The sequence below is a fragment of the Flavobacterium sp. genome, assembly GCF_965277525.1.
Classification (GTDB): Bacteria; Bacteroidota; Bacteroidia; order Flavobacteriales; family Flavobacteriaceae; genus Flavobacterium.
Map to the genome: position 1 here is coordinate 40,162 of NZ_CBDIDC010000011.1, position 14,454 is coordinate 54,615.

The window sequence follows — 14,454 nt, forward strand, 5'->3', positions numbered from 1 at the left end:
GAAACATAGTTTTTTTTAAGAATACAAAATAAGCACGCTTATTCACATAGTTGACTAATGTGTTTTTATGTAAAAATAAAACGACCTTTTTATCAGTTCAAAAAGCTATGTTTCTGTGTTAAAAAAATAAACATTAATTCCTTATCCCGACAGCTACCGGGAGTGGTAAAAAAACTAGTGCTAAAAATATAATATATGTCTAAATCGACTTTTATAAAGATCAATTTTACCAAATGTACAATGCTTTTATTACTTATTCTGGGAAGTAAAGCAATTGCGCAAAGTAATGAAAATGCTGTTCTCGCTGACAATTTGAAATGGTCAGAAAGAACAGCACGTACTATTTTGAATAAGTACCCAAAAGCCTACCAGATCGACGGAACTGAAAAACCAAAATGGGATTATAAAATGGGATTAGTATTGTCAGCTTTCGAAAAATTATACCAGAAGACAAACGACAAAAAGTATTTTGATTACATCAAAGAATATGCTGATGAAATGATTGATGCTGAAGGAAATATCAAAAAGTATGATCTGAAAGAATACAATATCGATTGTGCAAATCCCGGTAAATTGCTTTTTAGTTTATACGATGCAACAAAAGACAAACGCTATCTTAAAGTTATTCAGGAACTGAGAACTCAACTGGAGACTCAGCCCAGAACGGCTAGCGGAGGATTTTGGCACAAACAAATTTATTCCAATCAGATGTGGATCGATGGTTTGTATATGGCAGAACCTTTTTATACGGAATACACCGTTAAATATGAGAATGGAAAAGCTTTGGATGATGTTGCCAAACAATTTGAGTTGGTACAAAATCACCTTGTAGATAAAAAAACAGGTTTAGTATTTCAGGCCTGGGACGAAAGTAAAGAAATTGCGTGGGCAAATCCTGAAACCGGAACTTCGCCAACCATTTGGGGACGAGGAATTGGCTGGTACATGATGGCATTGACAGAAACACTAGAATTTTATCCTAAAGCACATCCAAAATATAAAGTGCTGACAGGATATTTGAATCAAATTGCAAAAAGTGCGGTCGAACATAAAAGCACAGCAGGTTTATGGTACCAGGTAGCTGATAAACCCGATTTGAAAGATAATTATGTAGAATCGTCGTCGTCAGGTATGATTATTTATGCTTTGGCAAAAGGTGCAAACAAAGGATATTTACCGTCTAATTATAAAAAAATTGCCCAAAAATCATTTGACGCCTATATAAAAGAGTTCGTTAAAAAAGATGAAAAAGGAGAGGTAACGATTTCAAATGTATCATCAAATGTAGGTCTAGGCGGAAAACCGTTTCGGGACGGAACGAATGAATATTATATTAAAAGCAAGGCAAAAGATAGTAGTTCACCGGCTTTAGCAGCATTTTTGCTAAGCGCAATCGAACTGAATAAATAAACATTAAGCATTTTAAAGATGATACGTAATAGAAAGAACGTTTATGCTGTTTTAATCCTCTTAATGAGCCTCATTGTATTTTCAGTTAGTACACTGAATGCCCAGGAATCTTCAAACAAAGAAGTGGTTATTTCTGGAACTTTAAAATGGTCAGAACGAATGGCACTTTCTATCCTGAAACGGGATCCAAAATTATGGCAAATCGACAACAACGAAAAACCAAAATGGGATTATAAATTAGGATTGGTCGCCATGTCTTTTGAACAATTATATAAAAAGACGAAAAATCCGCTTTACGAAAATTACGTAAAAGAATACGGCGAAACAGTGATCAATAGTTCAGGTGAAATCATGAACTATAAACTCGAAGATTATAATATCGATTACATAAATGCAGGGAAAATACTCTTTGAGCTGTATCAAACAACAAAAGATAATCGTTATCTGATTGCCATGCAAACGCTGAGAAAACAATTAGCAACGCATCCAAGAACAAATTCAGGCGGGTTTTGGCATAAAAAAATCTATCCGTACCAAATGTGGCTCGACGGATTGTACATGGGAACGCCTTTTTACGCACGTTATACCGTAGAATTTGATAAAGGAAAAGATCTGGATGATGTTGCCAGACAGTTCGAACAAGTACATTTGCACACGATGGATAAAAAGACAGGTTTACTTTTTCATGCTTGGGACGAAAGCAGGCAAATGCCCTGGGCAAATAAAGAAACGGGAACTTCACCCAATTTTTGGTCGCGTTCTATTGGTTGGTACATGATGGCTTTGGTGGATGTCCTGGATTATATGCCTAAGGATCATCCAAAAAGAAAAGAATTAATTCAGTATTTAAGTGAAATTTCAACTGCGGTGGCAAAATTTCAGGATCCTTCAGGATTGTGGTTTCAGGTGACAGATTCCGGAACAAAAGAAGGCAATTATCTCGAAGCATCGGGATCTGAAATGTTTGTTTATGCTTTTGCAAAAGGTGCAAAAAAAGGATATTTACCATCCAATTATAAAAAACTGGCTGAGAAAGGTTTCGACGGTCTTGTTAATAAACTTGTTATTGTTGATCCAGATGGAGAAATTCATATTACACAGGTTTGTGCCAGCGCAGGATTAGGAGGGAGTCCGTATCGTGATGGTTCTTATGAATATTACATTAAAGAAAAAATAAAAATTGATAACTCACATGGGTTAGGGCCATTTATATTGGCAGCACTTGAATTAGATAAATAGTAGAATTTAAATATATTTTAAAATGAAAAATAATAAAAGACAAGGTTATTTTACATCGGTTGCTTTAGTTTGTTTGATGGCTTTTACAAGCTGTAAGGTGACTTCGCAAGAACCTGCAAAGCAAGAAATCGTAATTTCTAAAGACTTAAAGTGGTCTGATAAAATGGCTTTAACTTTAATGAAACGCCATCCTGAAGCCTACATGATCGACGATTCTAAAAAGCCAAAATGGGATTATGTTCACGCTTTGGTTTTACATTCTATCGAAGAATTGCATAAAAAAAATCCGGATCCTCGTTACAAAGCTTACATAAGAGGTTATGTAGATGAGTTGGTACAAGCTGATGGAACCATTAATACCTATGAATTTGATAAATACAATATCGATTTGGTAGTACCGGGACGTTTGCTTTTTGCTATTTATGCAGAAACAAAAGAAGAAAAATATCTAAAAGCAATGCAATTAGTGCGCAAGCAACTTTCAGAGCAACCCCGTACACAAAGTGGCGGATTCTGGCACAAGCAAATTTATCCCAACCAAATGTGGTTAGACGGTTTGTACATGGGAGAACCATTTTATGCCCAATACACAGCTACTTTTGAAGGAGGAAAAAGTTTTGATGATATCGCCAAACAATTCGAATTGATTCAATTGCATGCAACAGATCCAAAAACGGGATTGTTGTACCATGCCTGGGATGAAAGTAAACAAATGCCGTGGGCCAATAAAGAAACAGGTAATTCACCAAATTTCTGGTCAAGAGCTTTGGGCTGGTACGTAATGGCACTTGTTGACGTATTGGATTATATGCCAAAAGAGCATCCAAAACAAAAAGAATTAGTAAAGTATCTAAATAATGCTTCGGCAGCTTTGGCTAAATTTCAGGATGCTAAAACAGGATTATGGTATCAGGTAACTGACAAAGGCGCTGCAGCAGGAAATTATCTTGAAGCATCAGGATCATCGATGTTTGCTTATGCTTTTGCAAAAGGAGCCAACAAAGGATATTTGCCTGCAAAATATAAAAAACTGGCCAATAAAGCTTTCGATGGCCTGACTACGAAACTGATCACAAAAGTTGATGCTGATGGAGGAATTACTCTTACACAAGCTTGTCAGGTTGCCGGTTTAGGCGGAACCCCTTATCGCGACGGTTCATACGAATATTACGTAAACGAAAGAAAAAAAGACAACGATCCTAAAGCGACCGGACCATTTATTTTGGCTGCTTTAGAATTGAACAGATAATTAAATTTAAAGACATAGAAACATAGATATTGTAAATTAACAAAAAAAGGCATTTCATTTGTTTAAATACACATGGCTATGTGAGCGAAACGGGTTTCTTTTTAATACTCTTTTTTAAGATAGAATCTATGTTTCTATGTGTTGATAAATTTACGGCATAGGGATTCAATAAATAATCTGGATATAAAGGTTAATCTATCAGTTTGTCATCCTGAGCGGAGTCGAAGGAAGCCAAGAAATTCCTCGCAGAACAAAAACGGCGACAAACCCGACAGGTTTTAAAACCTGTCGGGTTTAACTAAAAAGTAATCATTACCAAAAATGAAAAACATAAAAGCACTGTTTCTTCTTTTATCACTATTCTCAATACAAGAGAATTTTGCTCAGGTATGGGTACCGGATAATGGAGACGGAACCTATACAAACCCTATTATTCATGCCGATTATTCAGATCCCGATGTGGTTCGTGCAGGAGATGATTTTTACATGACAGCTTCGTCTTTTAATTGTATTCCGGGCTTGCCTATTTTGCATTCTAAAGATCTGGTTAATTGGAAAATAGTAAGTTATGCTTTGCTAAAACAACCGCCGTTTGAAACTTTTAATAAAGTACAGCATGGCAATGGGGTTTGGGCGCCAAGTATTACTTTTCATAATAATGAATTCTATATTTATTACCCCGATCCTGACTTTGGAATTTATATGATAAAAGCCAAAAAAGCAGAAGGCCCGTGGTCAGAACCACTTTTGGTAAAAGAAGGAATCGGACTTATAGATCCAAGTCCGTTATGGGATGATGACGGAAAAGTATATCTCGTTCATGCTTTTGCCGGAAGCCGCGCACAAATAAAAAGTCTGATCGTAGTTTGCAGTATGAATGCAGAAGGAACAGTGGCCAACAACGATGAAGTGATGGTCATTGACGGGCATGAAAGTGAAGGAACTATCGAAGGGCCAAAATTTTACAAACGAAATAATTACTACTATATTTTTGCTCCTGCCGGTGGTGTTGCTACGGGCTGGCAAACTGTTTTAAGATCAAAAAATGTGTACGGTCCTTATGAAAAGAAGAAAGTGCTGGAACAAGGAAAAACAGCTATAAATGGCCCACATCAGGGGGCTTGGGTACAAACACAAACTGGTGAAGATTGGTTTATTCATTTTCAGGACAAAGGGGCTTACGGCAGAATTGTGCATCTTCAGCCTATGAAATGGGAAAAAGACTGGCCGGTGATGGGGCAGGATTTTGATAAAAACGGAATTGGAGAACCGGTAACCACATTTAAAAAACCAGATGTAGGCAAGAAATATCCAATAGAAACCCCGGCAGAATCAGATGAGTTTAATGAACCAAAATTAGGGTTGCAATGGCAATGGCATGCAAATGCTCAAATCAATTGGGGATTCCCGACCAGTTTGGGATACCTGAATTTATTTTGTCAAACGACATTAAAAGACAATCAGAAAATTTTTGATGCTCCAAATTTATTGCTTCAAAAATTCCCTGCCGAAGAATTTACTGCAACTACCCAATTAACTTTTAACACGAGGTTAAACGGAGAATCTACAGGACTTATCATCATGGGCTTAGATTACAGTTATTTGAATTTAAAAAATGAGAACGGAAAATTGTACTTGAATCAGAAAACCGGAACTTTCGATAAGAAAATTTCGGAAACAGAAACAACGCCGGTTTTAATCACAAACAATACCATTTACCTTAGGGTAAAAATTAAAAAAGGAGGTGTTTGCAGTTTCTTTTATAGTTTAGATGATAAAAAATATCAGTCCATTGGTTCTGATTTTGTTGCTAAAGAAGGAAAATGGATAGGTGCAAAAGTCGGTCTTTTTGCCCTGAGCCAGAAAGTAACAAATGATTCGGGAAATGTAGCTGTAGATTGGTTTAGAATGACAAAGTAACAAAAAAGAGGAAAAAGGTGCAAAGGAACAAAGTTTTTCTAAAAAGTAAAAAGAAATGAATTATGGATGATAAACAGTTTAAAAAAAATCTGCATGATCTGCATAATCTGCGAGAAAAAAAAATAGCTCACAGATTGAACGGATTAAACCGATTTTCGCTGATTTATTTCAAGTGAAACACCTTTTTTAGGTTTTGTAAAACTATGTACCTATGTGTTTTAATAAATATGTTCAACGAATATAAAAATATACAAGTGATTCAACTTAAAAAAATAATAGTGTTAGTTTTCTTCAGCATTAGTTTTGGCGTTAATGCTCAGAATACCTATAAAAACTGGTCGGATATTATTCGTAAAAACGATGTAGGCTGGTTTGGTACGGAGGAAGCTAAAAAAATAGCCGAAAACGTATTGTTATATCAAAGAGACATTGGCGGATGGCCAAAGAATATCCAAATGCAGCAAGAATTAACTCCTGCACAAAAAAAGGATTTACTGGCAATCAAAAAAACAACAAAGGAAACCACTACTGATAACGGTGCAACGTGTCAGGAAATGCTTTTTATGTCAAAAATGTACGCTCAGGTTAAAGACGATCGATACAAGGAATCTTTTTTGAAAGGACTTAATTATTTGTTAGAAGCGCAGTATAACAACGGTGGATGGCCTCAGTTTTATCCTTTAAAAAAAGGATATTATACCCATATTACGTACAATGATGATTCGATGGTCAATATCCTGAACATACTGAAACAAGTAAGTGAAGGAAGTGATTTTTATAGTATAAAACCATCAAAGGAAATTGTCGAAAAAGCGAAAAAATCTTTTGATAAAGGAATTGATTGTATCCTAAAAACACAATACAAGCAAAACGGGGTTTTAACAGCCTGGTGTGCGCAGCATGATGAATTTACTTTGGCACCGGCAAACGCAAGAGCTTTTGAGTTGGCATCGCTAAGCGGATACGAATCGGCTAAAATTGTATTGCTTTTAATGTCGATCGAAAAACCTTCTGCAGAAATAATCACGACAATTAAAAGTGCTGATGCCTGGTTCGAAAAAACAAAAATTACAAACCTTGAAGAAAAACGTGTAGTAAATGATGCAGGAAAAGTTATTGATAAGAAAATGATCATTAGCCAAAATGCAGCACCAATCTGGGCGAGATTTATGGACCTGGAGACGAATGAACCTTTCTTTTGTGATCGTGACGGAATAAAGAAAAAATCTATCGATGATATAGGTTCTGAAAGGCGAAATGGTTATTCCTGGTATTCAGATGCACCAAAAGATGTGTTGAAAAAATATCCGTCCTGGGCAATCAAAAACGGAGTTAAAGTTACGTCGACAGAAGTCTCAGATAAAAAGAAAATGAACTACTTTACCGTTGCTTCAGATGGTTCAGGTGACTTTACCAAAATTCAGGATGCTATAAATGCGAGTCCTTCTTTTCCTTATGAAAAAGTGACAGTGTTTGTAAAAAATGGAATTTACAATGAAAAAGTCCGAATTCCGGAATGGAACACGCATTTAGCTTTGGTAGGAGAAAGTAAAGAGCATACCATTATTACTTTTGATGACAATTTCTCTAAAATCAATTTAGGAAGAAACAGTACCTTTTATACACCAACGGTTTTGGTGGAAGGAGATGATTTTTCAGCTTCGAATCTAACGTTTAAAAATGCTTCAGGCGATAACGGTCAGGCCATTGCATTGTCTGTTGTGGCAAATCGCGCAAAGATTTCGAATTGTAATATTCTGGGGAATCAGGATACTTTATACTTGTCTGGAAAAGAAGCCAAACAGTATTTTAAAAATTGTTATATCGAGGGAACAACTGATTTTATTTTTGGAGGCGCAACAGCTTTATTTGAAAATTGCGAGATTCACAGCATCAAAAGTTCCTATATTACAGCGGCTTCTACACCACAAAATATTCCTTTTGGTTTTGTTTTTAAAGATTGTCAACTTACGGCTGAAACGGCTGCAACAGCGGTTTATTTAGGAAGACCCTGGCGTATTTATGCTAAAACGGTTTATATCAATTGCGATATGGGGAAACAGATCAGACCGGAAGGCTGGGAAAACTGGTCAAAACCGGAAGCCGAAAAAAATGCTTTATATGCTGAATATAATTGCAAAGGTGAAGGATTTCAGCCAACAAAAAGAGTGGCGTGGTCACACCAACTTCAAAAAAAAGAAGCAGAGAAATATACCATAGAAAATATCCTAAAAGACTCGATTTCTAATTGGTATTCAAACTAAGCTTTTAAGCTGCTAATTTTTTTGAATTTTTAGATTATTAATCTTAGATACTGAATGATTTAGTATCTTAGAAACTAAAAAAAATATGAAATATTTACTCCTTTTATTGATTTCATGGGCATCTTTTGCGCAGCATAGCGAATTTCCGTCGGCTAAAGTAGATTCAATTGTCAATAGAATTCAGCTGCCGTCAATTCCTTCTTATCAAATAAATGTGCAAAAGTTAGGTGCAAAAGGAGATTCTGTTTTCAACAATAAAGCCGCATTTGACAAAGCAATGGCATTGTGCAAAAAGAACAATGGCGGTACTATAATTGTCCCTAAAGGAATTTATAAAATTAATGGACCAATACATTTTGTGAGCAATGTGAATCTTAAGTTAGAGAAAGGCGCAAAAATCAAATTCAGCGACAGGCCGGAAGATTATTTGCCCATGGTTTTAACCAGTTGGGAAGGCACAATGTTGTACAATTACAGTCCGTTGATTTATGCCTACGAATGCTCTAATATTGCCATAACAGGCGAAGGAACAATTGATGGAGAAGGAGGTAAGGTTTGGAAAAGCTTTAAAGCAAAAGAAGGTGCAGGGAAAAACCTAAGCCGTGGCATGAATCACAATGCCGTTGCATTAAAAGACAGGAAATTTGGAGAAGGATATTTTTTACGTCCCCAGATGATTCAGTTTTTTAATTGCAAAAACATTCTGGTCGAAAATATCCGAATAGAAAATTCACCTTTTTGGTGTCTGCATCTGCTAAAATCGCAAAGTATTACCGTTCGTGGAGTCAGCTACAAATCATTAAATTATAATAATGATGGTATCGATCCTGAATATGCTAAAGATGTTTTAATCGAAAATGTGACGTTTGATAATGGCGATGATAATGTGGCTATTAAGGCGGGAAGAGATCATGAAGGAAGAGCCAATTCAGAAACGCCAAGCGAAAACATCGTGATTAGAAATTGTAATTTCAAAGGACTTCATGGCGTTGTAATAGGGAGTGAAATGTCAGCAGGAGTGCAGAATGTATATGTAGAAAATTGTAAAACGGTTGGTTACTTAAAAAGAGGGATTTATTTAAAAACCAATGCGGACAGAGGTGGTTTTATCAAAAATATATTTGTTCGAAACATCCAACTCGATGAGGTAGAAGATTGTTTATATATCACGGCCAATTACCATGGAGAAGGAAGTGGTTTTCAGTCAGAGATATCGAATATTTCTTTTTCGAATATTACCTGCAATAAAGCTACAGCATCAGGAATTGTAATTCAGGGATTTCCGGACAAAAAGGTACGTAATATCTCTTTAAACAATATCGATATCAAATGGGCTAAAAATGCCATTTCAAGTACAAATGCTGAGAACGTCCTGTTGAATGAAGTTTTTATAGGAGAGAAAGCAACGGTTCCAACGGCAGCGAAATAGTTTTTTTAAAAGGTGCTAAAGTGCTGATTTGCTATGTTACTAAGCTTTTTTACGTTTCAAAGGAGCAAAGAGAAAAAGCTTCATCGCTATCTTGTCATCCTGAGCGAAGTCGAAGGACACGCCAGTAGCTCCACAAAGAATAATACAAATTAACACAATCGAAAAACCGAATAAAAATGAAATATTATCTATTAATTATCTGCTTAATTTCGACAACATGTTTTGCACAAAAAACGATGATCTTTACTATCGGCGATTCTACAATGGCCAATAAAAAAGATCCGGACAAAAATCCTGAACATGGATGGGCACAAGTTTTACAGCCTTTTTTTGCACCAAATTTTATAGTTGAAAATAAAGCTGTAAACGGTCGAAGTACTAAAAGTTTTATCAATGAAAAACGATGGGATTCTATTTATAAAAAACTAAAAAAAGGGGATTATGTTTTTATTGAATTTGGGCATAACGATGAAAAAATAGAAGATTCGACGCGATATACCAATCCGCATACAGCCTATAGATATAATTTGATTCGCTTTGTAAAAGAAAGCAGAGAAAAAGGGGCAACTCCCATATTACTGACTTCTATAGCAAGACGTAATTTTAATGAAAAAGGAGTATTAATACCAACACATGGAGATTATCCTTTAGAAACCAGATTGATAGCACAGGAGTATAAAGTTCCTTTTATTGACTTAGAATACTATACAGAACTATTAGAACAATCTTACGGACCTGAAAAATCAAAGCAATTGCATTTGCATTTTAAAGCTGGTGAAAATGCCTATTACGATAAAGACAAGGCTGATGATACACACCTGTCATTGATAGGAGCAACAGCAGTAGCTCAAATTGTGGTAAATCAGATTAAAGAATCAACAGACCCTTCTTTAGAAAAAATTAAAAAAGGACTTAAGTAAAGATTGTCTTTGATAATCAAATTTTTAGATCAATAACGGAAAGATGTCTTATTCTGATACTTTAAAATTTTTTAAAGGTAAATTAAGTTCATAATCATTAAGACATTTGCATTAATATTAAGAAACTTTGTTAGAAAGTAAATTGTTTTTGGTTATTCTTAGTATTCTATTTTAATATTTTGAAGATTTTTTTTAGAAAGAGAGAATTTAGGTTCTCTCTTTTTTTCTATTTGTATATTTTTGTAAGTACTTATGTTTAAGAACTTACTTCTTAACACCCTTTTTTTAACATCTTTAAAATAGATTCCTCTAAAACGCGCTATTGGTATTCAATAGGGAAAGAATTTATTTCAATGATTTTGACGTTTTTTTTTGATTATAATTATCTTTTAACCTTTTATTTCCCTGGAAAAATTATTAAATTTCTTCTTCTGAATAATTAATACTGGTGGTATATTTTAGTTAAAAAAATAAAAAAATTAACAAAATTTTCTATCTCTTGTTTTTTGTAGTCTGAATTTCAGTAACTTAGCGGATGTAAAAATGCAGTTAGTACCTAATTGTTGTTTTTTATCAGCCTATAGTTTTTAATTTCATCCTCATGATGATTATCTTATAACGATTTTTACTACTACCTGCCTTCATTATTTTTTAAGCATACAATGCCTCTTTTTTTATTGTAATTAAAACTTAAAATAATAACGTATTTCATGACAATAATGGAGTATTCTTAAAAATGTTTAAAAAAAATTTCGTTCATGAATTTAATTTTTCAGAAAATTCATTTTTGTGTAAAAGTGAACAGATAGATTTTGATAGCTCTATATTTGTCGTTTACAACAAGTCTGAACTTTTGGATTTTTTAAGATTGGATAAAAAAGGGGAAAATGTTTTAGTTTGCTTATTCAATAAACAATTATATGATAGTTTATCCTTTTTAGGAGAAGTTAAAAACTCATTTTTATTAGACAACTTCAAAACAAGAATTGAAATTATTAAAGAATTAAGATTGCATTTTAAAAGTAAAGCTGATACTGTACCACAAATATCAGAAATTACAATACCGGCTTCTAATGTTATCTCTACAAAGTTGAAAAATTTTTATAGCATTTGTTTCCTTGATGTAAAGCTTTTTTAATGGAATAAAAGCAGAATATACTAGCAATAGTAAATTCTGCTTTTATTTTTTTATTGATTACTCATCACTTATACTCATCATTAAAATTACTGTGCTTATTTTGCTATAATTTTTTTGGTGTTTTTTTTTTAAAATCACTATAAAATAATTGTAATCAGGTTTTTTGTATTTGAGATGATTCTCCGAAATGACGTAATGCTACTGTCATACGCGATTGAAAAATTTGCGTGTAGTTTTTTTTAATGACTGGCGAATCAGCAATCCTGTTTTGTTTGCAGGTACTCTACTTTTTACAACCTTACTAGAGATAGAATAAGTCTTATTCTGTTATTTTAAAATCCTAATATGGATAAGAGGCTTGGGATATATCCCTAATTTTGATTCATACTTTTTTAATGTTGTGTTATTCTTTTCGAATAAAATAAGCCCTTTTTTAAAGCAGAAAATAATTATACCACAAAGACAATCCATATTTATGAATCATACTACTTTTTCCTTAGAATTTGACCTGAACCTGTCAGAAATAAGAAAGTTAAATAAGATGTACTTTAAATGTATATACAAAGAAAGAGTAACTATTTTTTGCGGAATTGTTTTATTCTTAGCACTGTTTTTTGATTTTTTTAATGATGATATCGATTTCATTAAATGGATCGTGCGCAATCTCATTCTCATTATATTGTTTCTTACTTTTCAATATTCTTTTGTAAACATAATCATTAAGGTTATTTTTCAGTTTGCTAAAAAGCTTGAAAAATATAACAGGTTCAGTAGCAGGTATAAATTCAATTTTAATAATTCCGGCATTTGTGTTCATTCTCCTTTGGGGGAATTCGTCCATGATTGGGCGCAAATCGAAAAAGCAATTTTGACTAAAGATTTTTTCTTTCTTTATGTAAAAGACAGAAACGGATATATTATTTCAATTTCGAATAAAGGCAATAAAGAACGAAAGATGGATGAGTTAATCGCTTTTGTAGAAAGTAATGTAACTCAAATTTCAAAAGTCTGATTTAGAGGAAAAAAACCTTATTCTGATACAATTATAATTTATTGTGCCGATTTGTTTGGGGCTCTTAATTTATCTTTGCACTGTTATTTTAAATGTTTGAATATTAATGTGCTAACTCTTGTTTTAGGGGTGTCCGGAATAAACATACAGGTTAGGTAATTTCTAAATTACTTTTAAAGAAATTAAAAATGGAAAAAGGAAAAATTTTAGTGCGTGACAACAAACGACTTTTTATAAAAATGTTTAAGAGAAAATTCAAAGAGGAATTTGATTTTTTTGAAGAATGTTTTGTCTGTAAAAATGAAAACGAATCTAAAGAGTTTGATCGTTCTATTTTTGTTGTTTATGATAAGGCTGAATTGATAGAATTTTTTAAATTGGATAAAAAAGGAATTAATGTTTTAGTTTGTCTATTCGATAAACAATTATACGATAGTTTGTCTTTTTTAGAAGAAGTTAAAAGTTTTATTTTGTTAGACAGTTCTAAAACAAGAGTTGAAATCATCAAAGAATTAAAATTGCATTTTAATAGCAAATCTGATGTTGTGCCGCAATTGTCAGAACCAAAGTTTCCAACTTCAAATATTCTTTCAACAAAGTTTGACACTTTTTATAAAGCTTTATTCTTTCTGATGTAGAAGGAATTAAACTAGTACGAATAAAAAAATGTAGTATATCTGTCAATTAGATATGCTACATTTTTTTTGTAGTTTACTATAAACAGTTCTATTTCATTTTATAAATTTCGGAACCTGCCAATAAAAAACAACCTAAGCCATAGTCTTCAAAATCAGGGATTTTATCATAGGATAATGGCTGACCATCTTTGGGTTCTTTGCCTGTTGACTGAAGATAACCCAGAAAGCCATTTGTATGTAAACTTTCGGTAGTCAGCGCATTCCAGGCTTTTTGAACGACAGGTAAGTATGTTTCCTTTTTCAAAATGCCACTATTGATTCCGTACGCCATTCCGTATACAAACAAAGCGGTTCCAGAGGCTTCTTTTTCTGCAAAATGGGTAGGATCATGTAAACTTACATTCCAGAAACCATCTGCTCTTTGAATGGGAGCTAAGGCTTTAGCCATCATTTTTAAGTCTTTTACATATTGTGCCCTGTGAGGTGCATTTTCAGGTATAATTGTAAGCACTTTTGCCAGGGCCGCAATCACCCAGCCGTTCCCACGACTCCAGTAACAGTCCTGACCGTTTGGTTCTTTGTAGGGAGGATCAAAATCAGCATCACGCCACCATAAACCATCCTTTGGATTAAAAAGTCCGTGATCTCCGTGAGTATTTCTGGAATACCAATACATTTGGTACATTTTTTCGAAATAGCGATTGTCTTTTTCTAAAACGCCCAGTTTAGCAAAAACAGGCATTCCCATCTGGATTGCATCAATCCAGGACCAATCGTCTGCCTGAGGTGTATTCAAAAGCATATTGATGTTGGCTTTTGTATTTTTTAATTTTTTGGGGTCCGGTTCTAAATTGTATAAATCGATATACGTTTGGGCAGCGCAATAATTGTCAGCATTACGAGTGGTATTGCCGCCATTAAATCCCCATTTATGAAACTCTGACCACGAATAGGCATAATTATAGTAAGCTTCCTTTGGGAAAATTTCGTGTAAAGCCATAAGTCCTTCATAATAAACGCCTCTTGTCCAGATGTTACTGGGACGTTCTTTATTGGTAATGATAGTTTTGCCGGTTTCGGGCCATTTTTGCATGAAATAATCATTGGCAAGTATCATTTGTTGAAGCACCAGTTTTTTATCAAACAGTTGTTGAGCATTTGAGGCGTTAAAGCAGGAAAGGCATATCGCGAAAAATAAAAGTAACTTTCTCATTTTTAGTATTCGGTATTTAAGA

The 14,454-nt window shown here is 34.0% G+C and carries 11 protein-coding genes; 10 read left to right on the forward strand and 1 reads right to left on the reverse strand.

The genetic code is table 11. The annotated features are described in order from the left end of the window. Window positions 1-195: 195 nt before the first annotated feature. From ACQY44_RS21250 to ACQY44_RS21295, 10 genes are all read left to right on the forward strand, one after another. Window positions 196-1,410, forward strand: a complete 1,215-nt coding sequence (locus tag ACQY44_RS21250) for a glycoside hydrolase family 88/105 protein (RefSeq protein ID WP_428232275.1) — start codon at window positions 196-198, stop codon at window positions 1,408-1,410. Window positions 1,411-1,428: 18 nt separating this feature from the next. After that, complete coding sequence (locus ACQY44_RS21255; RefSeq protein ID WP_428232276.1) at window positions 1,429-2,649, forward strand: glycoside hydrolase family 88/105 protein; 1,221 nt, start codon at window positions 1,429-1,431, stop codon at window positions 2,647-2,649. Window positions 2,650-2,671: 22 nt separating this feature from the next. Then, window positions 2,672-3,898 carry a glycoside hydrolase family 88/105 protein gene (locus ACQY44_RS21260; protein ID WP_428232277.1) on the forward strand — a complete coding sequence of 409 codons (1,227 nt, stop codon included), beginning with the start codon at window positions 2,672-2,674 and terminating at the stop codon, window positions 3,896-3,898. A 321-nt stretch (window positions 3,899-4,219) separates the two neighbouring features. Beyond that, complete coding sequence (locus ACQY44_RS21265; RefSeq protein WP_428232278.1) at window positions 4,220-5,818, forward strand: glycoside hydrolase family 43 protein; 1,599 nt, start codon at window positions 4,220-4,222, stop codon at window positions 5,816-5,818. A 254-nt stretch (window positions 5,819-6,072) separates the two neighbouring features. Further along, the gene (gene pelA, locus ACQY44_RS21270; RefSeq protein ID WP_428232279.1) at window positions 6,073-8,082 is read left to right on the forward strand and encodes a pectate lyase; all 2,010 of its coding nucleotides are present in this window, start codon (window positions 6,073-6,075) and stop codon (window positions 8,080-8,082) included. An 85-nt stretch (window positions 8,083-8,167) separates the two neighbouring features. Next, entirely contained in the window at window positions 8,168-9,511 is a 1,344-nt protein-coding gene (locus ACQY44_RS21275) for a glycoside hydrolase family 28 protein (RefSeq protein ID WP_428232280.1), read from the forward strand. Window positions 9,512-9,687: 176 nt separating this feature from the next. Then, window positions 9,688-10,431, forward strand: coding sequence for a rhamnogalacturonan acetylesterase (locus ACQY44_RS21280; protein ID WP_428232281.1), 744 nt, complete (start codon window positions 9,688-9,690; stop codon window positions 10,429-10,431). A gap of 736 nt (window positions 10,432-11,167) precedes the next feature. Further along, on the forward strand, window positions 11,168-11,569 hold the full coding sequence (locus tag ACQY44_RS21285; protein WP_428232282.1) for a hypothetical protein: 402 nt from the start codon (window positions 11,168-11,170) through the stop codon (window positions 11,567-11,569). 475 nt (window positions 11,570-12,044) lie between these two features. Next, window positions 12,045-12,581: a YcxB family protein gene (locus ACQY44_RS21290; protein ID WP_428232283.1), complete on the forward strand. Its 537-nt coding sequence runs from the start codon at window positions 12,045-12,047 to the stop codon at window positions 12,579-12,581. Window positions 12,582-12,769: 188 nt separating this feature from the next. Continuing rightward, on the forward strand, window positions 12,770-13,219 hold the full coding sequence (locus tag ACQY44_RS21295) for a hypothetical protein (RefSeq protein ID WP_428232284.1): 450 nt from the start codon (window positions 12,770-12,772) through the stop codon (window positions 13,217-13,219). Between the two features lie 88 nt (window positions 13,220-13,307). On the opposite strand, the gene ACQY44_RS21300 is transcribed toward ACQY44_RS21295, so the two are convergent. Next, window positions 13,308-14,432 (reverse strand): glycoside hydrolase family 88/105 protein, encoded by a 1,125-nt coding sequence (locus ACQY44_RS21300; protein ID WP_428232285.1) that lies wholly within the window; start codon window positions 14,430-14,432, stop codon window positions 13,308-13,310. Window positions 14,433-14,454 lie beyond the last annotated feature (22 nt).